This window comes from Plesiomonas sp. ISS29 (assembly GCF_056522795.1).
The window spans coordinates 2407525-2433058 of the sequence record NZ_JAWRZQ010000001.1; the positions used below are offsets into that span (position 1 = coordinate 2407525).

Genomic DNA, 25534 nt, shown 5'->3' on the forward strand with positions numbered 1-25534 from the left:
TCCGGTAGTTTTCCTGCTCAATTTTCCGACTCAATCAATCACAATTCTGGTTTTCCACTGCTCTAACGGGGTTATGTCCGTTTAATTCTATCCGGCAACCCGCTACAATCAGCCGCAATAACCGTACCCTGCATGAACCGGAAGGAGTTTTCATGCCAACCAATGCCAATTTACTGTTCCGCGATAGCATTAATTTCATCCGCAATAACCTCAATACTGTCTTACTTCTCTCTCTGCTGGCAGCCCTGATTGTTGTTATTGCCGAGCATTTTATGCTCAGCGGCATCAATTCGGTTGAACTGTCGCAACAAGAGATCGCCATTAAAACCATGCGTGCGCAAACTATGCTCAATATTTTGTCAACGCCGCTGTTTAATGGCTGCCTGTTGAGCCTTGTGATCCTCAGTACGCGGGGAAATGTAGCCAACATCAGCACAGCAATACAGGCTGGCGTACCGCTCTATTTTGCGATGCTCGGCGTAGAAGTGTTATCGGGTTTAGCTACCTTTGCGGGCGCTATTGCACTGATTTTACCCGGTATTTATGTTGCCATTCGTCTGGCATTGGCCCCCTGCTTTCTGGCTGCCGAAGGCCAAAGCATGATTGAGGCTTTAAAATCGAGCTGGCACGCCTCAAAACCGTGGATGAAGCTGATTTTACAAGGTTATCTGATTATCTATCTGGGGATTCGCTTACCGGTGGTGTACTTAATCAGTGCATTAGATAGCAGTATCCAGATGAATAGCTCACTGTTTGCGCTGCTTGTCAGCATGGTTTATAACCTGACCAGTGCACTAATGCTAATTTTCCTGTTCCGCCTGTATATGCTGGAAATATTCAAGCGTTCTGAAACCGTGAGCGAGCAATAACTCTCAACACGCTTATCGACACCAGAAATAACAAAAAGGCCGCAAACACACTGCGGCCTTTTTGTACCTGTTTTTTAGACTCAGCGTACATCCGGTATTTACAGGCCGTTTGGTACCCGTTCACTAAAAACGTTATCTCAGTATTCAGATCTGACAGAGTTCAGCCGCTAGGCTGTACCGCCACCTTCAAGTGAACATTCAACACACTGTGCACTTTGCACCAAGCGCACGGCTAAATAAATGTCAGGCAGCAGCACTACGCCATAATCCCCGTTTTGCAGGCCAGAGTCTTTCAGCCAACGCGTCATCTCGGTTAAACGCCCGGCAATCACTAAACGAATATTACGCCGTTTCAGCGCTTTTTGTAGCTCGGCCAATACGGCCAGCACGCTGACATCGGCATAGGTAAAACTCGATACCGCATCAAGCACCACCCAGCGTGGCTGATTTTCGGCAGTATCCACCAACTGAAGCACCCGTTTTTTAAAATACGGTACGTTAAAGTAGGTCAGCGGTGAGTTAAACCGGTAAATCATCACCTGATCTAATGATTTAATCCCGTTGCCGTTACCGAGTGAACGCACCAAGCCCTCTTCATCTAGCCCCAGCAGTTGTTCAGTCGGGCGGAATACCGTTTTCATAAACTGAGCCAAAGCCAGCAAAACGGCCATCATAATGCCGGGGATAACCCCCATCACCAATACGCTGATAAAGGTAAACAGTGCCAGCCAAAAAGCCGATTTATTGCGTTTTCGCAGGAAAAACAGACCGCGCAGATCCATCAGATGAAATGATGAATAGATCAACACTACCCCGAGTGCGGCAATCGGCACGTACTGTAACGGTGTGGTAAAAAAGAACATCACTACCGCAATCATCAGTGCGGCCACAATCGATACCAGCTGAGACTTTCCGCCATTAGCATCATTAACCGCAGTACGTGAATCAGCCCCACTGACCGCAAACCCCTGCGAAAATGCGGCCGCCAAATTCGCCAGCCCTAGCGCACGAAACTCCTGATCGGGGTCTATATCATAGCCATTTTTAGCGGCAAAACTTCGCGCGGTGAGCATCATGCTCACGAAGCTGACCACCGCAAGGTTCAGTGCGGGCATCACAATATCGCGCAACAAGCTTGGAGGGAAAACGGGCCACTGCACCACCGGCAAACCGGCCTGCACATGGCCAATGGTTGCAACGTTATATTGGCTGAGATTAAACAGCCATACAGTAAATGCGGCAACTATCATCGCCAGCAGCGAACTTGGCCAACGCGGTTTAATCCGTTTACAGGCCAATATGCACAAAAACGTCAGTAAACTGACCGCCGCGGTAATCACATGTGAATGTGCAATATAGTTTACACCGGATAAAATACGCTCAATTAAAAAGCGTTGTTCATAGGTAAAACCGAACACTTTACTGAGCTGGCCCACAATAATGGTCACCGCCACCCCGTTAAGCAGACCGGTTAAGATCGGGCGTGATAAAAAATCAGCCAGCACACCCAAATGAAAACGGCTGGCTATCAGACACCACAAGCCGGTCATGATAGTCATGACAATCACCAGTTGCCAATAGCGTTCAGGGTCACCCATCGCTAGCGGAGCAACGGTGGCGGCAACCACCGCACAGGTTGCGGCATCGGGCCCAATGATCAGTTGTTTGGATGAACCAAAAACCGCATACGCCAGCATCGGTAAAATACACGAGTACAGCCCAGCAGCAGGCGCAACGCCCACCAAGCTGGCATACGCAATGGCCACCGGTAATGCCACGGCAGCCACCGATATTCCGGCCGTTACATCTGATTTGAACCATTCGCGCTGGTAATTTAACAGTGTTGATAATCCCGGGGTCCAGCGGGATATCAGGGTTAATAGCATCGCCTTAAAAGACATTGCCTTGAGGTACATCACTAACTCTCCTTGTGGGCAATGGGTATTGCGCAGGCTCACCGTGAGCCTGCTCCAACGTCACCAAACTCTATTTTTTAAACAGAACGACAGGTGATCATGATACAGCCACAATTCAGCACACCAGCCAGTACAGTAACGCGCTGAAAAATAACTGACTCTCTCTAACGTTAGCAGCCAGACGAGCTTTTTGCGTTAGCCGACAAATGGCGGATTAGAAAAGCATCAATCAATGCACTTTCGGCTATCCACTCATAACGGCCCGACGCACCGCCGTGTCCGGCATCCGTTTCAATATGACATAATACCGGTGCACACCCTTGTTGCATATCGCGGATACGCGCCACCCACTTCATCGGCTCCCAATAGGTTACGCGGGTATCATGCAGCCCTGCGGTCGCCAATATTGGCGGATAGTGCTGCTCTTTCAGATTATCATATGGGGAATAGGCTCGTATCCAGCCATAAGCTTCAGGCTCTTCCGGGCAGCCCCACTCTTCGTACTCTAAACAGGTTAACGGCAGCGATGCATCGAGCATTGTTGTTAAGGTATCGACAAACGGTACAGCGGCCACCACTGCACCAAAAAGCTCCGCACGCAAATTCAGCGCGCCGGCCACCAGCAAACCGCCAGCACTGCCGCCATATAAACCTATCTGTCCGGCACGGGTATAACGTGCAGCAATCAACTGCTCGGCACAGGCAATCAGATCGGTAAAACTGTTGTTTTTATGTTCAAGTTTGCCCTGCTCATACCATGTGCGACCACAGGTTGCCGAACCGCGTACATGCGCCTGCACACAAATCATGCCCCGCTCAAGCAGTGGCAACCAGCTACGCGCCAGACCTAAATCATCAATATCGCCATATGCCCCGTAGCCACATAACACCAGCGGTGCAGGTGTCTGCACTGATTTAGGCTTCACCATGGTCATAGGAATACGCGCGCCATCGTGCCCGCTAGCCCACAAGCGTAAGATCTCAAATTTATCGGGATCAAAACCTGCCAACTCATCTTGCTGCAATACCGACGACTCGCCGCTGGCGATGTCGTACTGCATCACGGCCACTGGGCGAATAAAGGTCGAGTAGCTGTAACGCACCAGCTGAGTGTGATAATCAGGGTTTGCCCCAAACCCGCAATCCCATGCTGCATCATCAAACTCAATTTGCTGCTCTGATTTTGCTTCCCCGTGCCAGATATGCAGGCGGGTTAATCCTTCGGCAACCGAGCTGTAGGTGATAAAATCGGCAAAACAGGAGATCCCATCCAGCAGGCGATCATCACATCCGGCAATCACCGTCTGCCACTGTGCCGGATCGCACAGTGTATCGGCCACTTTCGCAATACGAAAGTTCGGGTGATCATCGTTAGTCAGTAACCAGAACTCCCCTGTTACTTTTGGTGGGATACTGCGATCAACGCATGCATGATCAACAACCTTATGATCAACAATTCGGTGATCAACATAGTACTCAACCCCCTCACGCAGCGGGGCAATCAGCACCGGCTGCGCAGTAGGATCATCGGCATCCAATGCCCAGCAAACGCTGCAGCTTGAGCCACTGGCGGTAATAATCACCCATCGGTTGCTGCGTGTTCGCTCCACCGATAAGAACAGATCGCCCTCGGGAAGTTCAAGCAAACACGCATCTTCGGTTTGCGCACTGCCTAATCGGTGGCGATACACCGACAATGGTCGGTTTTGTGCATCAAGGGCAACATAAATACAGTGCCGGTTATCATTCATCCAGCAAAAGCTGCTAGAACAACCGGTAAGTGTTGCAGGAAGATCACTGTCGAGGCTCAAATCACGCAATCTCAGCTGATATTGCTCATCACCCTGCTGATCAACTGCCCACATCAGCAGACGGTGATCGGGGCTAATTTCAACAGCGCCGACATCAAAATAGGCCTCATTTTGGGCATACAACGGTTCGTTTAAGCAGATCTCTTCGCTGCCGCTTTCACCCAAACGGCGGCAAAACAGCGGGTACTCCTCCCCTTTTTGATAGCGCGAGTAGTAAAAATAGGGGCCATCGGCAATCGGAACCGATGACCACTCATCACGGATACGCTGGCGAATTTCACCTGAAATCTGCTGTTGCAGGCTTTCGCTTTCCGCCATCACCGCCTGACAATAGCGGTTTTCGGCCTCAATATGGCGCATAACATCGGGATCATGCTCTATATCCCGCAACCAAAAATAGGGATCATGCCGCACCTCACCGTGCGCAACGTGGGTATAGGGGATCTTCTTTGTTTTAGGTGCTTGCAATGCACACTCCTCAAAAATACGTCATTGAAACTGGTGTTTCGGCCACCGATAAAGTCATAATGCAGCGACAAATCTAATCAGACAAGGGAGTTGGAGCGATGGCAAAGGTCAGTTTTATTGGATTAGGTGTAATGGGCTACCCGATGGCCGCGCATTTGCTGGCAGCTGGGCACGAGGTTACGGTCTATAACCGCACCACCGCCAAGGCCGAGCAATGGGTTACACAGTATGCCGATGCATCTCAGACCCACAATGCAGTTAGTTATGCACGCACTCCGCGCGAAGCGGCAGAGCATGCTGATTTTGTGATGACCTGTGTTGGCAACGATAATGATGTTCGCGCAGTCTATTACGGTGATGACGGTATTTTTGCCGGCGCAAAACCCGGTAGTGTATTGATTGATCACACCACCGCATCAGCAGATTTAGCACGTGAGCTATATGCTGATGCATTGCAACATGGGCTGCACTTTATTGATGCGCCGGTTTCCGGCGGTCAGGCGGGCGCGGAAAATGGCGCACTGACCACGATGTGTGGTGGAGATGAGGCGGTATTTGCACAGGCCAAACCGATTATGGCCGCCTACAGTAAGGCGGTGACACTGCTTGGCCATGCAGGTAGCGGACAGTTGTGCAAAATGGTCAATCAGATCTGCATCGCTGGTGTGTTAGCCGGATTATCAGAAGCGGTCAGCTTTGCTTCGGCTGCCGGTCTGGATGTGGCACAGGTTCGTGATGTCATCAAACTCGGTGCCGCCGGTTCATGGCAGCTGGAAAACCGCGCCGCAACCATGGCTGATGATAAATTCGATTTTGGTTTTGCCATTGACTGGATGCGTAAAGATCTGGCGATCTGTTTTGCCGAAGCGGAAAAAAACCATGCACCGCTACCGATGACTACACAGGTTGATGCCGCCTATGCACGTTTACAAGCCGAAGGTTTAGGCCGTTGTGATACATCAGTACTGATTCGCTCACTCACCCTGCCGAAATAAGTGAGCGTTTTGCTTTTGCTGTTTCACAATGCTCATTATAACCATGTTGAGTGGTTGAATGATGACAAGGTTGTGAAATGATACTTATGTGCCAGCCTGACACGCCGGTTTGGGCGATAAACGATACTGTTTTGTCTGGCACAGAGAATCACGTATAGTTTTCCACCTGATTTGAGCGAGAGACCCGATTTAATGAAACAGTTGTTAGATTTCATTCCACTGATCGTCTTTTTTGCGGTATATAAACTCTATGATATCTATGCCGCGACCGGTGCGCTGATTGCAGCCACGGCGTTGCAAATTTTGCTGACATGGGTGCTGTACCGAAAAGTTGAGAAGATGCAACTGGTGACTTTTGCAATTGTCACTGTATTTGGCAGTTTAACCATGATCCTGCATGATGATGTGTTCATTAAGTGGAAAGTGACTGTGGTGTATTGCCTGTTCTCTGTGGCGCTGTTAATCAGCCAGTGGATGACCCATACGCCGATTATTCAGCGGATGTTCGGCAAGGAGATTACTCTGCCTGCAGTAATCTGGAAGCGATTAAACATTGCATGGGCACTCTTTTTCGCAGCATGCGGGCTGTTGAATGTGTATGTGGCATTTTATTTACCGCTGGCAGTATGGGTGAACTTTAAAGTGTTTGGCTTGTTGCTGATGACACTGGCCTTCACCGTACTCAGTGGGTTATATATTTATCGCCATACCAAAGACCAGCCACAAAGCTGAATCAGTTATCATTAATAAATTAGCTGATCTTGCTGCCGGATAAAACAGCCGCAAAGTGAATCTGTCTTCATCACTATAAAAAAAGGTTTACCCCCATTACGGCGGTAAACCTTTTTTATTGGTGATAACTGATTGCCCCGCTTTTTAGCGGCAGCAGTTATCGATATCCAGCAAATTTATTATGCTGTGTTTATTTAGCCGTGTTTATTCAGCACGGTCAGACTCTGTAGTGCGGCGGCTCAGTACCGTTTTCAACTGCCCGACCAGCTCTTGGCGGATCATCCCCAAACGAGGCTTGTCATTATCAACCCACGGCAGCGGGCGGCATAATTCCATGGTTTTGATTCCCAAACGGGCGGTCAGTAAACCGACACCGATCCCTTGCGCGGCGCGGGCTGAGAGACGCGCGGTAATATCTTGTGATAGCCAATCCATGCCCACATCACGCACTACATCGGTCACGCCAGCAAAGGCGATGTTAAACAGCACCATTTTCAGCAACCGCAAACGGCTAAAGTAGCCAAGTTCTATGCCATACAGATTGGCGATACGGTTAACAAGGCGCACATTGCGCCACGCGATAAATGCCATATCAACCAGTGCCAGTGGGCTGCAAGCCACCATAATGGCCGATTCTGCCGCATAACGGCTGATCTCGGCACGCGCCTGTTTATCAAGCAACGGCTGCACCATGCTGGCATACAGTTGCACAACTTCCCGATCATTGTGTGTGTCTTGCAGCGAGGCACGCCAGCGTAATAGCACCGGATGCTGCGCATCGAGCACCGACTGTGTCGCCAGCTTTTCACAAAATGGCCGCGCCTGCCCCATGCTGTGGCTGTGCAACAAATTAGTCGCGATATCGCGCTCTTGGCCACGGAGTTTCAGTGTACGCAAACGCCGCCATTCACTGATTATCGCCCCTGCACCCGCCAGCAAAACTAAACTTCCCGCTCCGGCAGTGGTCAGCATCACCCAGTCGGCACTTTGCCATGCTTGTACTACACTGTTGAGCGTTTGCCCAATCGCGGCAATGCCAAACCCGAGTAGACCCAGCCCAAACATTTTACGCCACAGGCTACGGCGCGGTTTTAGCGCCAACGTGATCTGCTCATCAAGCTGTTCAGGTTGTGTTTCACTCGGCTCAACCGCATGAAAATTATCTGCCGACTCAAAAATCTGTTTGGTACGCAAAACATCGTCCTGCAATACAGGCTCGGCATTATCAAAGGTGATTTTCTGTTTTAACGGCGGATCTTGTGGTGTTGCAGCATGAGATTGTTGTTTTAATGTATTCATTGCTTAACCCTATTTCTAGCGCAGTTTATCGCCCAACAAAAACTCCATCACAGCATCAAGGCGAATGTGCGGTAAAGGTTCATCTAATGCACAAGGGCGTGGGCGGAAATTCTCAAAATCAAACGTCTGCCGTTGCCAAAAATCCCCTGCAGGCAGGCGCGATGGCACATCCCCCGGATAAATTAGCAATGGCTCGCCATCACTTAACCTATTTCCGCGCAGTGCATTCAGGGTACGCCCCTGATACTGCATCTGGCCGATGTGGGTAGCCTGAACGGAGGCCAGACTCACGCAATCCATATTAATTCCTTCAAACGCGGCATTCTGCCACGCTTCCTGAACCAGTTGCTGCAACAGTGAAACCAGATTAGCGTGCTGATCGGGGGTAACATGATCTGCTTTTGTCGCGGCAAACATCAGCTTATCGATACACGGGGAAAATAAGCGTCGTAATAGGGTACGTTTCCCATAATGAAAGCTTTGCATTAGCTGCGCCAGTGCAAGGCGCATATCATTGAACGCCTGCGGCCCGATATTCAACGGTTGCAGGCAATCGACCAATACAATTTGCCGATCAAAACGCGAGAAGTGGTCACGGTAGAAACCTTTTACCACGTGCTGACAATAGTGCTCAAAACGGGCTTGTAACAGGCCAAAATTGCTGTTTTTATCGGCATTTAACAGCTCACTTTCACTAGCCGCGTTTGGCCCAGTGTGCAAACCGCCTGCCCACGGGAAAAATTGTAATACCGGAGCTCCTGCCAGATCACCCGGCAAAATAAAGCGCCCCGGCTGAATGAAATGCAGCCCCTCATCTTTACAACGCTGTAAATACGCGGTGTAGGCCTGCGCTATTTCAGCCAGCAGGTTTTCATCTGCAGGTGCAAACGGGTCACACTGCGCTGCTAGGGTCAGCCACGGCTGCGCCCACTCAACCCGCGCGCCCAACACCATGCCGGTCATCTGCTGTGACCAGTGCAAGTAGCTCTGATCCAACAACGGTAAATCGAGCAGCCATTCCCCGGGGTAATCAACAATCTCAAGGTTTAAAGTGGCCAGTTCACTTAAGTGGCGCAACAGCGAATGCTGTGGCCGGTAGCGAATATTCAGCCGGATCTGGCTAACGCCGCGCGTGGCAATCGGCCATGTTGGCGGTTCACTCAATAGGCTGTGCATCCCCTCATCATACGCAAAACGCGGAATCGCCAGATCGCGCTGCGGAATGCGCTTAATGCCTTTCACGCGCCCTTCACGCACCGCAGAAAATAGCGGCAACCGCGCACCGGTATTAACATGCAGCAGTTGGTTCACCAGCGAGGTAATAAAAGCCGTTTTCCCGCTGCGGCTAAGACCGGTGACCGCCAGACGCACATGGCGATCCAGCCCACGGTTAACAAAAGTCGAGAGTTCATTTTTAATCAGATGCTTCATTCTTACTCACTGGCTGTTTTGCACGTTTACAGTCAACGTGCACGCTTACGCGCTAAAACCCGTTAACATATAACGTTGAAACATAGCACTAATAGCGCTGATTTATAACTGACGGAATTTGTTTCTTACTTTAAATGTCTCAGAGGTAACATAAGATTCTAAACGTCGGATCCGTGCTTCCATCTCATCAAACTCTCCAGTTAACGTATTCACCCGCTTGCGCGGCGCTTCGCCAGCCTGCCAGCTTTTTTCTTTTAGCTGCGGCTCATCAACCTGCTCAGCCAATAACGGCGCTTTATCCATAAATAGCCATGCTGCCACATAACCTAACAACACAATACCCGTGCCACCCAGCAGGAAAAGGGTGAGTACTAAAATCCGTACCAGCCACACTTCCATACCGATATAGTGCGCAACCCCTGCACACACACCGGCAATTTTGCCCTCTTGCGGATAACGATAAAGGTGATTCCGCGTCATCATGCTCTATCCCTCCAGTTAGGGTGCTGCTCATCTAAAATAATTTCCAGCGAGCGAATACGTTCGCGCATTTGCTGCGCTTCGCGGGTCAGTGCCTCAAGGCGGCTGCGCTCATCTTGGCTCAGCCCTTCGCCCAGCTCACGCTTGCTGCGGTAGTGAAACCACAACCAAAGCGGAGCAACAAACAGAAAAAAAATCGTTAACGGGATAGAGAGAAAAAAACTGCCCATACTGGCACTCCTGATATCCGCAAGAGGCAAACCATACTGCCCCCTGCGTATTTTTATAGTGGTGTAGTCATTAATACATGATTAATGCGTTACCCTAACCTTACACTTCCTGCTGCATTTTAGCTTTCAGTGCGGCCAGTTCACGGCTGATATCATCATTAGCCTGCAATTCGGCAAACTCAGCATGCAAACTTTTTTGCTTGCCAAGGCCCATTGTATCGGCCTGCGCTTCCATATGATCGATACGGCGTTCAAACTGCTCAAAACGTGCCATTGCTTCATCAATACGCGAGTTTTCAAGCTGGCTGCGCACGCTGCGCGATGATGCCGCGGCCTGATAACGCACCTGCAGTGCTTGCTGACGAGCACGCGTTTCGCTCAGTTTTTTCTCCAGCTCACCCGCTTCACTGGTCATCCGATTAATGCTGACATCAACTGCATCAAGCTCTTGCTGCAATGTCGTGATCAGCTCACCCACTTTTTGCTTTTCAATCAGCGCCGCACGCGCTAAATCTTCACGATCTTTACGCAAAGCCAGCTCGGCTTTTTCTTGCCACTCGGCCTCTTGTGCTTGGGTATGCTGAATACGGCGCGCCAAATTTTTCTTCTCGGCCAATGCACTCGCCGACGTTGAGCGCACCTCAACCAAGGTATCTTCCATCTCTTGGATCATCAACTTAACCAGCTTTTCCGGATCTTCTGCTTTATCCAGCAACGCATTAATATTGGCATTTACAATGTCTGCAAAACGGGAAAAAACACCCATGATCGTTCTCCTAGTCAATAATAAGGGTTATCAAACAAAACCAGATCTGTTTGCACCTATTCACATCCAATACATATCAAATTGCATGCCACTTTTTTAAAATTAGCTATCCAACTGAAAAATAAAAGATTTAAAATTCAGCTTGGTTTTCACCCACTTTCGCGCTATGACTTATATCCATAAAAAATAACTTTTTTAACGAATAAGTGGCGAATTTCACCATGCAGCAAAATGAAAATCTTATCGGCATTTCAGACCCCTTTCTGGCAGTGATCGAGCAAGTTTCACGCCTTGCCCCCCTGAACAAACCAGTGCTGATTATCGGCGAGCGCGGCAGCGGTAAAGAGTTGATCGCCAAGCGATTACACTATTTATCGCACCGCTGGCAGTCACCGTTAATTACCCTTAACTGCGGCGCACTGAATGAAAACCTGCTTGATTCTGAACTGTTCGGGCACGAAGCGGGCTCATTTACTGGCGCACAAAAACGGCATTTAGGGCGGTTTGAACGGGCGCAAGGCGGCAGTTTGTTTTTAGATGAGTTGGCCAATGCACCGCTGCGGGTACAGGAAAAACTGCTGCGCGTTATCGAATACGGTGAGTATGAACGTGTTGGCGGTAATCAGCCGCTTTTTACCGATGTGCGGCTGATTTGTGCCACCAATGAAGATCTGCCGCAAAAAGCCCAGCAGGGCACATTCCGCGCCGATCTGCTCGACCGCCTAGCATTTGATGTGATCAACCTTCCCGCACTGCGTCAGCGCCAAGACGATATTCCCCTGCTGGCTGATTTTTTTGCGGTAGAGATGTGCAAAGAGCTGGGCTACGCCTTTTTTGCGGGATTCAGTGCCAGCGCGTTGCAAGCACTGTGTGCCTACCCGTGGCCGGGCAATATTCGCGAACTCAAAAATGTGGTCGAACGTGCGGTGTATCGCAATCCTGATCCGCAAAGCCCGGTAGAGCAGATTATTTTTAACCCGTTTTTGCCGTTAAATCACACCATTCAACTGGAAAAAAAACATGTAATCCCCGTCGCGCCTGCCACTGGGCTACAACACACACTGAATCTCCCGCTGGATTTAAAACAGTGGCTAGCCGATCAAGAGCAACATGCTGTCACTATCGCCCTGCAACAAACCCGCTATAATCAAAAACAGGCTGCCATGTTATTGGGGGTCACTTACCACCAGTTGCGCGGTATTTTGCGCAAATATCCCAGTCTATTTACCATACAAGAATCCACTGAAATTCAGCCAAAGGTTGGCGTTCGGCCGGAGTAATGTAAAATGACACCCTTGTCAGGACAAAAACGAGTCAACATGCGTGGTTTGAAAATAAGGGATACGTTTTCCGTATGCTGCCATTTTTTGGTACTCAGCAGCTTGCTGATACTCTGCAGCAAGCACGCTGATGCCGAAACCTTACCGGCAGAGGTGTATCAAAAAGGGTTTATTTACTGCACCTCAGGCAATACCAATATCCTAAACCCTCAGCGGGTGAAAGCCGGTGTTACCATTGATGCTATCTCCAACCAAGTGTATGACCGCTTGCTGGATATCAACCCGTTCACCTACCGCTTGATGCCATCTGCCGCCGAAAGCTGGCTGGTCAGTGATGCCGGACGCACCTTCACCTTTACTCTGCGCCGCGGAATACAGTTCCATCAAACCGCATGGTTTAGCCCTTCGCGCACCTTAAATGCCGATGATGTAGTATTCAGTCTGCAGCGTGTATTTGATGAGAAATCACCCTATCATAATGTTGGCGGCGGCCATTACCCCTACTTTGACAGCCTGCAACTGAGCAGTAAAATCGCCTCAATCAGCAAGCTCAGTGATAATCAGGTGCAAATTAAACTGCTGCGCCCAGACTCCTCATTCCTGACCCATCTGGCCACACATTTTGCGGTCATCTTGTCGAAAGAGTATGCAGATCAACTTCTTGCATCGGGGAAACCCGAGCAGATTGACCGGCTGCCGATAGGCTCAGGCCCGTTTAAGCTGCAAGAGTACCGTTACGGGCAGTATATCCGCCTTGCGCGCCATGATGAATACTGGAAAGGCCGCGCTCGGATTGCACAAGTGGTGGTTGATTTTGCCTCGGGCGGTGCGGGCCGCATGGCCAAACTGATTACCGGTGAGTGCGATGTGCTGCCCTACCCAGCGGCTAACCAGATTGCCCTGCTGCGCGATGATCCGGCACTGAAACTGAGCGTACAGTCGGGGATGAATGTCTCTTATCTGGCGCTGAACGTACAGCGCCCGCCACTGAATAACCCGAAAGTGCGTCAGGCGCTGTCAATGCTAGTTAACCGAGATCGCCTGCTAAAATCAATCTATTACGGTACAGCAGAACCAGCACGTTCACTGCTTCCTCCAGTATCGTGGGCATTTAACCACCGGCTAGCAACCCACTATTACGCACCGTCAGAAGCCGAAAAGCTGCTCAGTGAAGCAGGCGTTAGCAACCTAAAATTGAAATTATGGGTACCGAGTTCCGCCCAATCATATAACCCTGCACCGCTGAAAATGGCTGAATTAATTCAGGCTGATATGGCAAAAGCTGGCGTGAAACTGACGATTGTACCGGTTGATACACAAAGCTTTGAGCGTGGCCTACCAACCGGTGATTACGACATGGTACTGACTGGCTGGGTATCAGACAGCGATGACCCCGATAGCTTTTTGCGCCCGCAACTTAGCTGTGCTGCAATGCAATCGGGCAGCAATTATGCTCACTGGTGTGAGCCGCAGTTTGACGCATTTTTACACGCCGCACTGACCACCGAAAAACTGGCCAGTCGCCTGCTGTTTTACCGCCATGCCTTGGAAATTTTAGATACCGATATGCCGGTAATCCCGATTGCGCACTCACTGCGTTTACAGGGTCATCGGGCAAATTTGCAAGGTCTGGTTCTCAGCCCATTTGGCAGCACCTCTTTTTCTGAAGTTTATCGGCAGGATGCTCATTAATGATTATCTACACCCTGCGCCGTTTGAGTCTACTGATCATCACGGTGTTTATTCTGACTATCATCGGCTACGGGCTGAAAAATTATGGTCAGCCACTTTCCGCTGAAAGCCACACCGAGAGCAGCGTCGCCGGTTATACCCACTATATTGCCGCCCTGAGTAACGGTGACTTTGGCCTCTCCAGCGTATCGGGTGAAGAGCTCACCCCGCAATTGCTGAACGTCTTTCCGGCCACGCTCGAGTTGTGCCTGCTAGCCTTTATTGTATCTTTGATCATCGGTATACCACTTGGTCTGCTGGCGGGGGCTCGGCGCGGGCGCTGGCAAGATATGATCATCTCAGCCTTTGCGCTGTTCGGGTTTTCCATCCCCGTATTTTGGCTGGGTATCTTGCTGATTATGCTGTTTTCACTCAATCTCGGTTGGCTGCCGATCTCCGGTCAACACAGCCTGCTGTACGAAGTTGAACGGGTAACCGGGTTTATTCTGGTTGATGCCTGGCTATCAAGCTCACCCTACCGCCATGACATTCTCTACAACACAATGCTGCACATGGCCCTGCCGGTGATCACTTTGTCACTTTCACCCACAACAGAAGTGATCCGCCTAATGCGTGCCAGTACAGAGCATGTGGTGGATAAACCTTACGTTAAAGTCGCCGCAACCCGTGGCTGGTCACGGCTGACCATCTTACGCCGCCCCATTTTGCGCAATGCACTGCCGCCTATTATTCCAAAACTGGGTTTACTGTTCTCAACCATGCTTACCCTTGCCATGATCACTGAAACCGTATTCAGTTGGCCAGGCATTGGTCGATGGCTGATTCAAGCTCTCAATCAGCACGATTACACCGCCATTTCAGCCGGTGTTGTGGTTGTCGGCAGCTCGGTGATTTTACTCAGCGTGCTGGCTGAATTATTTGGCGCAGCGGTCAATCCGTTAGTCCGTAAAGAATGGTACGAGGTTCGCTGAGATGTCAAACCGCTTACACATGCCAACCCGGCTTGCACACACATGGAGCTTGTTCCGCAAAGACTCGCTTTCTGCCATCGGGTTTTATGGCTTACTGATTTTGCTGCTGCTCACCGTTTTTGGGCAGTATATCGCACCATTTTCCGCCAATTTTCAATTTATCGATAAAGAGCTGATGCCGCCGTCATGGTCGAGCAGCGGGAAAATAGAGTTCTTTTTTGGTACTGACGATCTGGGGCGCGATATTTTCAGCCGCTTGCTGTGCGGAGCGCGGCTCACCTTTGGCAGCGCTCTATTGGTGGTCTGCTCGGCCTCTGTTGTGGGTGTTGCTATCGGTATTTTGGCGGGAATGTCAAAAGGGTTAAAGTCATCCATTCTTAACCACACCCTTGATGCCATTTTATCAATCCCCACCCTGCTGCTGGCGATTATCGTGGTTGCATTAACCGGCGCTGGTTTACTCAACGCCATGTTTGCCGTCTGGCTGGCCTTAGTACCGCGTTTTGTGCGGGCAGTCTATACTGCCGTGCATGATGAAATGGAAAAAGATCACATCACCGCAATCCGGTTAGATGGTGCATCTGACAGCTATATTTTACGCTATGCGGTATTGCCCAATATTCTTGCCATTTTGGTGATGGAATTTACCCGCGGGTTCTCCGTCGCACTGCTGGATATCGCCGCATTGGGGTTCTTAGATCTCGGCGCGCAGCGCCCAAGCCCTGAATGGGGCGCCATGCTCGGTGAAGCACTCAGCCTACTCTACATAGCCCCGTGGACAGTGACCCTACCCGGTCTGGCAATTTTAATCAGCGTAATCATCGTAAATCTGGCCGGCGATGGCCTGCGCCGCGCTATCAATGCAGGAACAGAATAATGCCACTTCTTGATATTCGTAACCTGACCATTGAAATCATGACTCCTGCCGGCCCGGTTAAAGCCGTTGATCGCGTCAGTTTGACGCTGGTTGAAGGGGAGATCCGCGGTCTGGTGGGTGAGTCCGGTTCAGGCAAAAGCCTTGTTGCCAAAGCCATTTGCGGGATAAGTAAAGACAACTGGAAAATCACCGCCGATCGCTTTCGTTTTAATGATGTGGATATACTTCGTTTGAGCAACAAAGCCCGTCGCCGCTGGGTTGGCAAACATATCTCAATGATCTTTCAAGAACCTCAATCCTGTCTTGACCCGTCAGAACGGGTTGGCCGCCAACTGCAAGAGGCCATTCCCGGCTGGACATTTAAAGGCCACTGGTGGAAACGCTGGAACTGGCGCTATAAGCAGGCCAAAGCCTTACTGCATAAAGTCGGGATCAAAGATCACCGGGAAATTATGCGCAGCTACCCGTACGAGCTAACCGAAGGTGAGTGCCAAAAAGTGATGATCGCCATGGCCATAGCCAACCAGCCGAAATTGCTGATTGCTGATGAGCCCACCAATGCGATGGAGCCCACTACCCGCGCACAGATCTTCCGTCTGCTTGATCGCATGAATCAGCTAAACGACACTACCATCTTACTGGTCAGCCATGATCTGCTCAGTATCACGCAGGCCGCCAACAAGCTGACGGTGATGTACTGTGGCCAGACCATTGAATCGGGCACCTGTGAGCAGATCCTCGATACACCGCATCACCCGTATACGCTGGCTCTGCTGCGTGCAATGCCTGATTTTCGTGAGCCATTGCCGCACAAAAGCCGCCTCAGTGCACTACCGGGCGCAATTCCCCCGCTGCAACATCTGCCCATTGGTTGCCGCTTAGGGCCGCGCTGTCCGCATGCACAAAAAAAATGCATTGAAACCCCTACGCTGCGCAAAATTAAAACCCATTCCTTTGCCTGCCATTTTCCACTCAATATCGAGGAAGGCCAACTGTGAGTGCGTTATTAGAAGTGAACGGCCTGAGTAAAACCTTCCGTTACCATATCGGGCTGTTTCGCCGCCACATTGTTGATGCGGTAAAACCAGTCGAATTCTCGCTCGATGAGGGGCAGACACTGGCTATTATCGGTGAAAACGGTTCGGGGAAATCCACACTGGCAAAACTGATTGCCGGAATGGTTGAGCCTACACAAGGGGAGATCCACGTTCAGGGTGAGCGCCTGTGGTACGGTGACTATCGCCATCGCTGCAAGCTTATCCGCATGATCTTCCAAGATCCGAACACCTCGTTAAACCCCAAAATGCAAATCGGGCAAATTCTTGACGGGCCGCTGAAACTCAATACCAGCCTCACCCCGCAAGAGCGCGAGGCTCGGATTACCGCTACACTGCGCAAAGTAGGCCTGCTGCCTGACCATGCAGGCTTTTATCCACAAATGCTGGCAACCGGCCAAAAACAGCGTGTGTCACTGGCCCGCTGCCTGATACTTGAGCCAAAAATTATTGTCGCCGATGAAGCGCTGACGCATCTTGATATGTCAATGCGCTCACAAATTCTTAACTTAATGTTGGAATTACAAGAATCACTCGGTATCTCATATATTTATGTCAGTCAGCATATGGGGGTGATCAAACACATCAGCGATAAAGTACTGGTGATGCAGCAGGGGCAGGTTGTTGAGCGTGGCGATACCCAAAACGTATTCTGTGATCCTCAACATGACCTAACCCGCCGTTTGATTGAGAGCCACTTTGGTGAAACACTGACTCCAGCGGCATGGCAGCAGCCCGTTACACTGTAAACCTGTTTTTTGTAGGTATTTACGGCGGTTGTTGCACCACTAGACCACAACCGCCAGCGCATATTCGGGTGCTAATTTAGCACCCGAAACATCAGACATCAGATCCCCACTGCTCGGATGAGCATGCAGAGGCCTCGACCGACACGCCGAACATGGTAGAATCAGGCCGTTTATTATTTTATACAATGTGCATATACAGCAGATTGTCACAATTAGGGTAACTTGTTATGGGTTTTTTGACCGGTAAACGTATTCTTATTGCGGGCGTAGCAAGCACCCGTTCAATTGCTTATGGTATTGCAGCCGCAATGCACCGCGAAGGCGCTGAGCTGGCCTTTACTTACCAAAATGATAAGTTGAAATCACGCGTTGAAGCGATTGCCGCAGAGTGTGGTTCATCCATTATTCTGCCGTGTGATGTTGCTGATGATGCCAGCATTGAAGGCCTGTTCACCGAACTCTCTTCAGTATGGCCAAAGTTTGATGGCTTTGTTCACTCTATTGCCTATGCACCAGGCGATCAGCTTGATGGCGACTATGTTGATGCCGTTACCCGTGATGGCTTTCGCATCGCGCACGACATCAGCTCTTACAGCTTTGCGGCAATGGCCAAAGCATCACGCAGCATGCTAAACCCGGGCGCAGGTTTGGTCACTCTCTCCTATCTGGGTGCAGAGCGCGCTATTCCAAACTATAACGTCATGGGTCTGGCGAAAGCATCGCTGGAAGCTAACGTTCGTTACATGGCCAATGCCATGGGCGCACAAGGTGTTCGTGTTAACGGTATCTCTGCCGGCCCTATCCGTACACTGGCAGCAGCCGGTATCAAAAACTTCAAAAAGATGCTGTCTCATTGCGAAGCCGTTACCCCGATTCGCCGCACAGTGACCATTGAAGATGTGGGTAACTCCGCCGCATTCTTATGCTCTGATTTAGCAGCAGGTATTTCAGGTGAAATTCTTCACGTTGATGGCGGCTTTAATATTGCGGCCATGAACGAGCTAGAAGTGAACGAGTAATCTGCCTGCTCTGTATCCCTATTAAAGGTATACCACCGCATTTCATAATCCGCTTCGGCGGATTTTTTTATGCTTTTGGAGTACCACAGTGGAAAATTGATCATCAATATCTCAGGTTGTACCGACGATAAATCTGATTAAAAATCGTCAACAAATGGTATCATGCCGAGTAATAAGTCTCTCATCTCCTTGCCGGATAGGTTTATGTTTCAAGATAACCCGCTACTTTCCCAGCTCAAACAGCAGTTCCGTGAAAGCACCCCACAAATTGAGGGTGTAATCAAAGGCACCGACAAAGGTTTCGGCTTTATCGAAACAGACAACCAGAAAAGTTACTTTGTACCGCCTCCGTATATGAAAAAAGTGATGCACGGTGACCGTGTTGTTGCTTTTTTGCGTACAGAAAAAGAGCGTGAAATTGCCGAGCCGGATTCATTGATTGAACCATTTCTCGGCCGTTTTGTCGGTCGTATCCGTAAAGGGCGCGATGACAAGCTCAATATTGTTCCCGATCACCCATTACTGAATGATCCAATCATGTGCCGCCCTGCGAAAGGGTTAGATACCCCGCTGAACGAAGGTGATTGGGTTGTTGGCCAGATGAAACGCCATCCACTAAAAGGGGATCGCGCGTTTTATGCTGATGTCACCGAGTTTATCACCACCGCAGATGATCACTACGCTCCTTGGTGGGTAACGTTATCGCGTCACCAGTTAGAGCGTGAAGCACCAACGGCTACCTTTGGTGAAATGCTCGATGAAGGTCTGGTACGCGAAGATCTGACTGCACTGCCGTTTGTCACCATTGACAGCGCCAGCACCAAAGATATGGATGATGCGCTCTATATCACCACACAGCCTGATGGCTGGCAGCTGACCATTGCCATTGCAGACCCAACTGCGTATGTCACACAAGACAGTGAGCTGGACCAAATGGCCAGCCAGCGTGCATTCACCAACTACCTGCCGGGCTTTAATATCCCGATGCTGCCACGTGAATTGTCAGATAATCTCTGCTCTTTGCGTGAAGGTGAGAAACGCCCTGCTCTGCTGTGCCGTGTTACTGTGAAGCAAGATGGTGCACTGTGTGATGATGCTCACTTCTTTGCCGGTTGGATCGAATCGCACGGCAAATTGGTATACGACAATATCTCTGATTGGTTGGAAGGTGTTGAAGGCGCATGGTCTCCGGAAAATGAGGCTATCGCAGAGCAAATCACCGAGCTACACAAACTAGCATTGGCGCGTACCCAGTGGCGCAGTGAAAACACGCTAGTGTTTAAAGATCGCCCAGATTACCGCTTTATTCTTGATGAGAATGGTGTTGTTACTGACATTGTTGCCGAATACCGCCGTATCGCCAACCGCATGGTTGAAGAGGCAATGATTCTGGCGAACGAATGTGCCGCAACCGTATTAACACAAAAAGTGGGCTTTGGTATTTACAACGCGCACGCCGGTTTTGATCCGGAGAAAGTTGAGCAAGCCATGACCATTCTCAGCGATAATGGCGTTGATTTTGATCGTGAGACCTTACTTTCACTTGATGGTTTCTGCCAGCTACGCCGCCAATTAGATGCCATGCCAACTTCTTACCTTGATGGCCGTATCCGCCGTTTTCAGGCATACAGCGAAGTGAGTGCAGTTCCTGCACCGCATTTTGGTTTGGGTTTGAACGCCTACGCAACCTGGACATCACCTATCCGTAAGTATGGCGATATGGTTAATCACCGCCTGCTGAAAGCCGTTATTCGTGGCGAGCAACCAACAACCCAGCCTACCGTTGAATTAACCACTCAACTAGCTGATCGTCGCCGCTTTAACCGCATGTCAGAGCGTGATGTTGGTGATTGGCTGTATTCCCGCTTCCTGCAACCTAAGGTAGCAGACAACGCAAGCTACCGTGCCGAGATCATGGATGTGACCCGTGGTGGTCTGCGCGTCCGCCTGCTCGACAATGGTGCTGTCGCCTTCGTTCCTGCGCCGCTAATCCACTCAGTACGTGATGAGCTAGAATGCAGCACCGATACGGCTACAGTCTCTATCAAAGGTCAGCCGGTGTTCCGTCTAGGTGATACCATTGAAGTGATGCTCAAAGAAGTTCGTATGGAAACTCGCAGCATTATTGCTAAACCGGTACCCAATGCTGAAGCGGAAGCTCACGCTGAACCCGCTGCACAATAATATTGCGATAATCCCGATATTATTGTGGTGTACGAAAATTAAATACGTACATTATTTATACATAAAAAAGCTACCCAATCGGGTAGCTTTTTTATTTTGGTAAATTTACGTATATTACAAACGTACATAACAAAATGTAGGGAACCCCTTTTATTCCATTAGGGCTATTACATCAGGTTTATTGCATCAATTGACCACATTAAATTTATCACATGACACTTATTGCAGTCATTGTATGGGATTAATCTGATAACACCAAGGAGGTAAGAACACAATGTCGCTTTCACTGTTCGATTTAAATCATCTAAAAGCATTAACCCTACACGGCGTAGAAATTTTTGAATTTGCCCTTGAGCTGATTTCTGTTGCTTGTGTGCTATTAGGGCTAATTAAAACGCTCTGGCTAGCCTCTCAATTAAAAGATCAGCCCCCTGGTTTTAGGCAAGTTCGTGCTTGCTTTGGCAGTTGGTTAGTATTAGCACTCGAATTCCAACTCGCTGCCGATATCTTAGCAACCACAGTCGCGCCAAATAAAGAAGAGTTAGTCCGGCTTGCTATCATTGCACTTATCCGGACTTTCCTAAACTATTTCTTAGCCAAAGAGCTTGATACTCAAGTTGAAAAACCCGCTGAATCACGCTGATTTTTGCACTTCAAACCCACATTACCTAAAGAAATAAGTAAACATAGTAATGAGTGAGGCATTGGCAAAATCAATAAACAGTGCCCCAACAAGCGGTAACACAAAAAATGCCTTTTGCGATGGGCCATTACGTTCAGTAAAAGCTTCCATATTGGCCATCGCATTAGGTGTTCCACCCATACCAAAACCACAATGCCCTGTTGCTAATACCACCGCATCATAATCTCGGCCCATCAGATTATAGGTCACAAAATAGCTGTACAGTGCCATCAGCGCGGTCTGACAGAGCAATATCACCACTAAAGGCAACGCCAACACGCTAATATCCCACAAGCGCAAGCCCATCAATGCCATAGATAAAAACAGTGCTAATGAAATATTACCAATTGAATCAATAACGTAAGTGTTTACTTTTTTGCCAAAGTGGTCCATCACATTACGTGTAATAGCCGCAACAATCATAGGGCCAATATAAATAGGTAACGTTAACCCCAGCACATTAAGAATATCAGCTAGAATAGAGCCGATACCCATCACAATAATCACTTTTAAAATAGTATCGAACGCAGAGCGCTCGTAAATATGATTACGGTCTTCTTTTAATTCGATATTCTCTTCTGTTTCATGCTGATCATCATAACGGCTTTCAGCATGCTTACTCAGTAACAGTTTACTGATTGGCCCACCAATCACACAGCCTGAAATCAAACCAAATGTTGCAGCAGTTATTGCAACGGCAGTTGCACCATGCGCTCCGGCATTTTCTAACAGCGGGCCAAATGCCCCCGCAGTACCATGCCCACCGGTTAGTGCGACAGAACCTGCGGCTACGCCCAATAACGGGTTTAGCCCGAAGAGTTTCGCAAGGCCAATACCTAAAATATTCTGTAATACGGCAAGTATTAATGCGACCACCAGAAACATAACAACTTGAACGCCCCCTTTTTTCAGCATTTTCAAACTGGCAGAGAATCCAATGGTGGTAAAAAATGCCACCATAAACAGTTGTCGAATACTGTCATCAAAGGTAAAAACAAATAATCCTGAAAGATATCCAAACAGGGTAATGAAAGAGAAAATCACACCACCAATAACCGGAGCAGGAATAAAATACTTACTAAACAGTGATACTTTGGTCTCAACATAACGGCCAACCAGTAACACTAATACTGCGGTCATTAATGTGGTAATCATTGATAATGAAACTACATGCATTCAGTCATTCCTGTTGTTTTTATTTTATCATCACCCATAATGTGTCGGGTGTCATCATCACACCCGCGCTAACCTGTAAGCTATGATGGTAAATGTATTTTTCATCAGTAGCTCTAAAACACGTATTACGCTGAAATATTGCGTTGGTGTCTATATTGCTTATATTAACTGTACGGTTTGATATAAGCGTGCAATATTATATTTTTCACATGACTCATTTATTACACGAGAGCTAAACTACACTAGCACTAAATGCAACATAACTATCAGCATAGAAGATGGAGTTTTTCCTCTTCATACTACATGCCCTACGTTTTTTTAGGCCATGACATTAAATGCGTGGCATAAAATGCCATAAATATTTGCTTTTTACTGGCTGTAATCTAGCTCTGAAAACCCAATTATTTTTGATTATAACACAATGGCAAAAAAATAGCCACCGAACAAGATTTAATCAGTAGAATTATTGATCACCATTACAAAATTCAAAGAACAAAATCTACATCAGCATTACTGATATAGTTAAATAACCTAGTACAAAAAACAATAAATAATGCTCGATACATTTCGTTTCGAACAATAAAACCTAGACACTAAAAACCCGATTAAAATTCTATAACAATGGAAATCATTACTGAAATTTAAATTAATGTTTTTTTACTTTTGCATACTATTTTAATACACGGAAAACATTAAGTGATTTAAGAGAAATTAAAATTTATATTTTTGATATCTATCGGGACAATATTATGATCTTTCCTGAATGGCTTCATACATTAGCTATCATCTGGCTAATCAGCGCGCTTCTCTGTGCCATCATTATTTATTGGGATATCCACTCTGATCGCGCACAATCGATGAAAGTCATGGCTATAGCATGGCCAATCAATGCGCTCTATTTTGGTATTATCGGCTTAATCGCTTATTTCTGGTTCGGACGCGCGCCAAAAGGCGGGCAAAAAATGATGATGTATGACATGCACATGGAACATATGCCGCATGATAACACCTCGCCAACCATGAACCATGACATGCATATGGAACATATGCCGCATGATAACACCTCACCAGCCATGAACCATGGCATGCATATGGAACATATGCTGCATGATAACACCTCGCCAGCCATGAGCCACAACATGCACATGGAGCATATGCCACATAAAAAAATCACCTGGAAAGGCGTATTTACTGTCAGCACACATTGCGGGATAGGTTGTACACTGGCGGATATTGTCGGTGAATGGATTACATTTTTTATTCCGATGTCATTGGCTGGCAGCTATATTATCGGCGGCTGGGTATTTGATTTTATCCTTGCATTAATCTTGGGCATCTATTTTCAATATATGCCCGCCAGAGAGATGGGGATGTCACCTTTGGCCGCATTCAAAAATGCCATCAAAGCTGATTTTCTTTCACTCACATGCTGGCAAATTGGGATGTACATCTGGATGTCAATTGTGCTCTTTGGCATATTCACACCAGATATGCCACATAACAGTGCGGTATATTGGTTTATGATGCAAATCGCCATGATAGTTGGTTTTTGTACTGCCTACCCGATGAACTGGTGGCTAACAAAAATAGGTATAAAGCACACTATGTAATTGGCTTTATCAGTCAAACCACATAGCCTATGTAAAAAATCCCCGTAATAACGGGGATTTTTTATCCACTCAAAGACTAGCTCATCAACCACCAGCCAGTTTAACTCTCATACCTTTGGCCTCAAGAAGCTGCTTAATCAAATCGCGTTTATCACCTTGAATTTCAATCACGCCCTCTTTGAGCGTACCGCCACAACCGCACTTCTTTTTTAACTCAGCCACTAATTTAGTTAAATCGGCATCTTGCAGGTTAACCCCTGTAATCACACTGACCCCTTTTCCCTTGCGGCCACTGGTCTGGCGCTGAATTCGTACTATACCGTCACCTTGTGGCCTAGCTACAACCACAGGCTCTTCTTTAATCCGGCCGGTTTCGGTGGAGTACACCAAGCGAGAGTTGTCACCCATACTTCTTCCCCTTCTTGGCAGAATGACTCTTACAATGAGTGCTATTATGCCAGAGATTGATAGATCATCTGTAGTGTCTGAGCTGGGTCAATCGATTGCGTAATCGGGCGGCCAATAACCATGTAATCTACACCAGCTAACACAGCCTGCTTAGGTGTCATAATCCGACGCTGATCACCAGCATCAGCGCCTTCTGGGCGAATACCCGGAGTTACCAGCATAAAATCAGCACCACAACGCTGTTTTAGCATACTAGCCTCTTGTGCCGAACACACTACACCATCAAGACCACTGCGCTGAGCCAACAGCGCTAAACGCTCAACCTGCTCATACGGTGAAACCCCAATACCAATACCCGCCAGATCAGCCGCTTCCATACTGGTCAATACCGTTACCCCAATCAATAAAGGCGCATCTTTACCGTATGGCAGCAAAATATCACGGGCAGCGCGCATCATTCGCTCACCACCGCTGGCATGCACGTTCACCATCCACACCCCCAACTCTGCGGCGGCAGCAACGGCACGTGCGCAGGTATTAGGAATATCGTGAAACTTCAGGTCAAGAAAGACCTCAAATCCGCGCTGATGCAGCGCCCGTACAAACTCCGGGCCAAACAGCGTGAACATCTCTTTACCTACTTTTAAACGACAACATGCAGGATCAATACGATCCACAAATGCCAATGCAGCAGACTGATCAGCGTAATCTAATGCCACAATAATTTTATTTTGAGATAGGCCAGCTTGCATCACTTATCCTTATTAACACGCTTATTTAACACACCAATTTAACTCAACAGCATACTTAGCATAAAAAAACAGCAGCTCATTA

General features: G+C 48.5%; 23 protein-coding genes. 13 read left to right on the plus strand and 10 right to left on the minus strand.

Features of this window, described 5'->3' with window-relative positions; genetic code table 11:
* Positions 1–152 precede the first annotated feature (152 nt).
* On the plus strand, positions 153–869 hold the full coding sequence (locus AC1HDJ_RS10790; RefSeq protein ID WP_479535822.1) for a YciC family protein: 717 nt from the start codon (positions 153–155) through the stop codon (positions 867–869).
* Between the two features lie 167 nt (positions 870–1036).
* Here AC1HDJ_RS10790 and AC1HDJ_RS10795 read toward each other — a convergent pair whose 3' ends face one another.
* Both AC1HDJ_RS10795 and AC1HDJ_RS10800 read right to left on the minus strand, forming a co-directional pair.
* Positions 1037–2755: a SulP family inorganic anion transporter gene (locus tag AC1HDJ_RS10795; RefSeq protein WP_479537098.1), complete on the minus strand. Its 1719-nt coding sequence runs from the start codon at positions 2753–2755 to the stop codon at positions 1037–1039.
* Between the two features lie 200 nt (positions 2756–2955).
* Complete coding sequence (locus tag AC1HDJ_RS10800; RefSeq protein WP_479535823.1) at positions 2956–5064, minus strand: S9 family peptidase; 2109 nt, start codon at positions 5062–5064, stop codon at positions 2956–2958.
* A 98-nt stretch (positions 5065–5162) separates the two neighbouring features.
* Between AC1HDJ_RS10800 and AC1HDJ_RS10805 the strand changes: the two genes are divergently transcribed.
* Together AC1HDJ_RS10805 and AC1HDJ_RS10810 are read left to right on the plus strand one after the other, a co-directional pair.
* Positions 5163–6059, plus strand: coding sequence for an NAD(P)-dependent oxidoreductase (locus tag AC1HDJ_RS10805; protein WP_479535824.1), 897 nt, complete (start codon positions 5163–5165; stop codon positions 6057–6059).
* A gap of 192 nt (positions 6060–6251) precedes the next feature.
* Positions 6252–6791, plus strand: a complete 540-nt coding sequence (locus AC1HDJ_RS10810) for a septation protein A (RefSeq protein ID WP_479535825.1) — start codon at positions 6252–6254, stop codon at positions 6789–6791.
* A gap of 204 nt (positions 6792–6995) precedes the next feature.
* Here the strand turns inward: AC1HDJ_RS10810 and AC1HDJ_RS10815 are convergent, their stop codons facing one another.
* The 5 genes from AC1HDJ_RS10815 to pspA all read right to left on the minus strand — a co-directional run bounded on the left by AC1HDJ_RS10815 (position 6996) and on the right by pspA (position 10997).
* The gene (locus AC1HDJ_RS10815; protein ID WP_479535826.1) at positions 6996–8090 is read right to left on the minus strand and encodes a YcjF family protein; all 1095 of its coding nucleotides are present in this window, start codon (positions 8088–8090) and stop codon (positions 6996–6998) included.
* A gap of 15 nt (positions 8091–8105) precedes the next feature.
* Positions 8106–9521, minus strand: a complete 1416-nt coding sequence (locus AC1HDJ_RS10820; RefSeq protein WP_479535827.1) for a YcjX family GTP-binding protein — start codon at positions 9519–9521, stop codon at positions 8106–8108.
* A 102-nt stretch (positions 9522–9623) separates the two neighbouring features.
* The gene (gene pspC / locus AC1HDJ_RS10825) at positions 9624–10004 is read right to left on the minus strand and encodes an envelope stress response membrane protein PspC (protein WP_479535828.1); all 381 of its coding nucleotides are present in this window, start codon (positions 10002–10004) and stop codon (positions 9624–9626) included.
* Complete coding sequence (gene pspB / locus AC1HDJ_RS10830; RefSeq protein WP_479535829.1) at positions 10001–10231, minus strand: envelope stress response membrane protein PspB; 231 nt, start codon at positions 10229–10231, stop codon at positions 10001–10003. The genes pspC and pspB overlap by 4 nt, the downstream gene beginning before the upstream one ends.
* Positions 10232–10331: 100 nt before the next feature.
* Positions 10332–10997 (minus strand): phage shock protein PspA, encoded by a 666-nt coding sequence (gene pspA / locus AC1HDJ_RS10835; RefSeq protein ID WP_479535830.1) that lies wholly within the window; start codon positions 10995–10997, stop codon positions 10332–10334.
* 221 nt (positions 10998–11218) lie between these two features.
* On the opposite strand from pspA, the gene pspF reads away from it, so the two are divergent.
* The 9 genes from pspF to AC1HDJ_RS10880 all read left to right on the plus strand — a co-directional run bounded on the left by pspF (position 11219) and on the right by AC1HDJ_RS10880 (position 21467).
* Positions 11219–12277 (plus strand): phage shock protein operon transcriptional activator, encoded by a 1059-nt coding sequence (gene pspF, locus AC1HDJ_RS10840; protein WP_479535831.1) that lies wholly within the window; start codon positions 11219–11221, stop codon positions 12275–12277.
* Between the two features lie 39 nt (positions 12278–12316).
* Complete coding sequence (gene sapA / locus AC1HDJ_RS10845; protein WP_479537101.1) at positions 12317–13969, plus strand: ABC transporter substrate-binding protein SapA; 1653 nt, start codon at positions 12317–12319, stop codon at positions 13967–13969.
* Positions 13969–14940, plus strand: coding sequence for a putrescine export ABC transporter permease SapB (gene sapB, locus AC1HDJ_RS10850; RefSeq protein ID WP_479535832.1), 972 nt, complete (start codon positions 13969–13971; stop codon positions 14938–14940). Before sapA ends, sapB begins: the two co-directional genes overlap by 1 nt.
* Before the next feature lies 1 nt (position 14941).
* A complete protein-coding gene (sapC, locus tag AC1HDJ_RS10855) occupies positions 14942–15817 on the plus strand; it encodes a putrescine export ABC transporter permease SapC (protein ID WP_479535833.1) in 876 nt (291 codons plus the stop codon).
* A complete protein-coding gene (locus tag AC1HDJ_RS10860) occupies positions 15817–16815 on the plus strand; it encodes a peptide ABC transporter ATP-binding protein (RefSeq protein WP_438621850.1) in 999 nt (332 codons plus the stop codon). Before sapC ends, AC1HDJ_RS10860 begins: the two co-directional genes overlap by 1 nt.
* On the plus strand, positions 16812–17621 hold the full coding sequence (locus AC1HDJ_RS10865; RefSeq protein ID WP_479535834.1) for a peptide ABC transporter ATP-binding protein: 810 nt from the start codon (positions 16812–16814) through the stop codon (positions 17619–17621). Before AC1HDJ_RS10860 ends, AC1HDJ_RS10865 begins: the two co-directional genes overlap by 4 nt.
* Before the next feature lie 227 nt (positions 17622–17848).
* Complete coding sequence (fabI, locus tag AC1HDJ_RS10870; RefSeq protein ID WP_438621852.1) at positions 17849–18640, plus strand: enoyl-ACP reductase FabI; 792 nt, start codon at positions 17849–17851, stop codon at positions 18638–18640.
* A 204-nt stretch (positions 18641–18844) separates the two neighbouring features.
* Positions 18845–20824 (plus strand): exoribonuclease II, encoded by a 1980-nt coding sequence (locus AC1HDJ_RS10875; protein ID WP_479535835.1) that lies wholly within the window; start codon positions 18845–18847, stop codon positions 20822–20824.
* Positions 20825–21098: 274 nt separating this feature from the next.
* A complete protein-coding gene (locus AC1HDJ_RS10880) occupies positions 21099–21467 on the plus strand; it encodes a DUF1622 domain-containing protein (protein ID WP_479535836.1) in 369 nt (122 codons plus the stop codon).
* A 21-nt stretch (positions 21468–21488) separates the two neighbouring features.
* On the opposite strand, the gene gltS is transcribed toward AC1HDJ_RS10880, so the two are convergent.
* Entirely contained in the window at positions 21489–22682 is a 1194-nt protein-coding gene (gene gltS / locus AC1HDJ_RS10885) for a sodium/glutamate symporter (RefSeq protein ID WP_479535837.1), read from the minus strand.
* A 749-nt stretch (positions 22683–23431) separates the two neighbouring features.
* Here gltS and AC1HDJ_RS10890 point away from each other — a divergent pair.
* Positions 23432–24292, plus strand: coding sequence for a DUF4396 domain-containing protein (locus tag AC1HDJ_RS10890; RefSeq protein WP_479535838.1), 861 nt, complete (start codon positions 23432–23434; stop codon positions 24290–24292).
* Between the two features lie 84 nt (positions 24293–24376).
* On the opposite strand, the gene yciH is transcribed toward AC1HDJ_RS10890, so the two are convergent.
* Both yciH and pyrF read right to left on the minus strand, forming a co-directional pair.
* A complete protein-coding gene (gene yciH / locus AC1HDJ_RS10895) occupies positions 24377–24700 on the minus strand; it encodes a stress response translation initiation inhibitor YciH (RefSeq protein WP_479535839.1) in 324 nt (107 codons plus the stop codon).
* 44 nt (positions 24701–24744) lie between these two features.
* On the minus strand, positions 24745–25452 hold the full coding sequence (gene pyrF / locus AC1HDJ_RS10900) for an orotidine-5'-phosphate decarboxylase (RefSeq protein WP_479535840.1): 708 nt from the start codon (positions 25450–25452) through the stop codon (positions 24745–24747).
* Between the last annotated feature and the right edge of the window lie 82 nt (positions 25453–25534).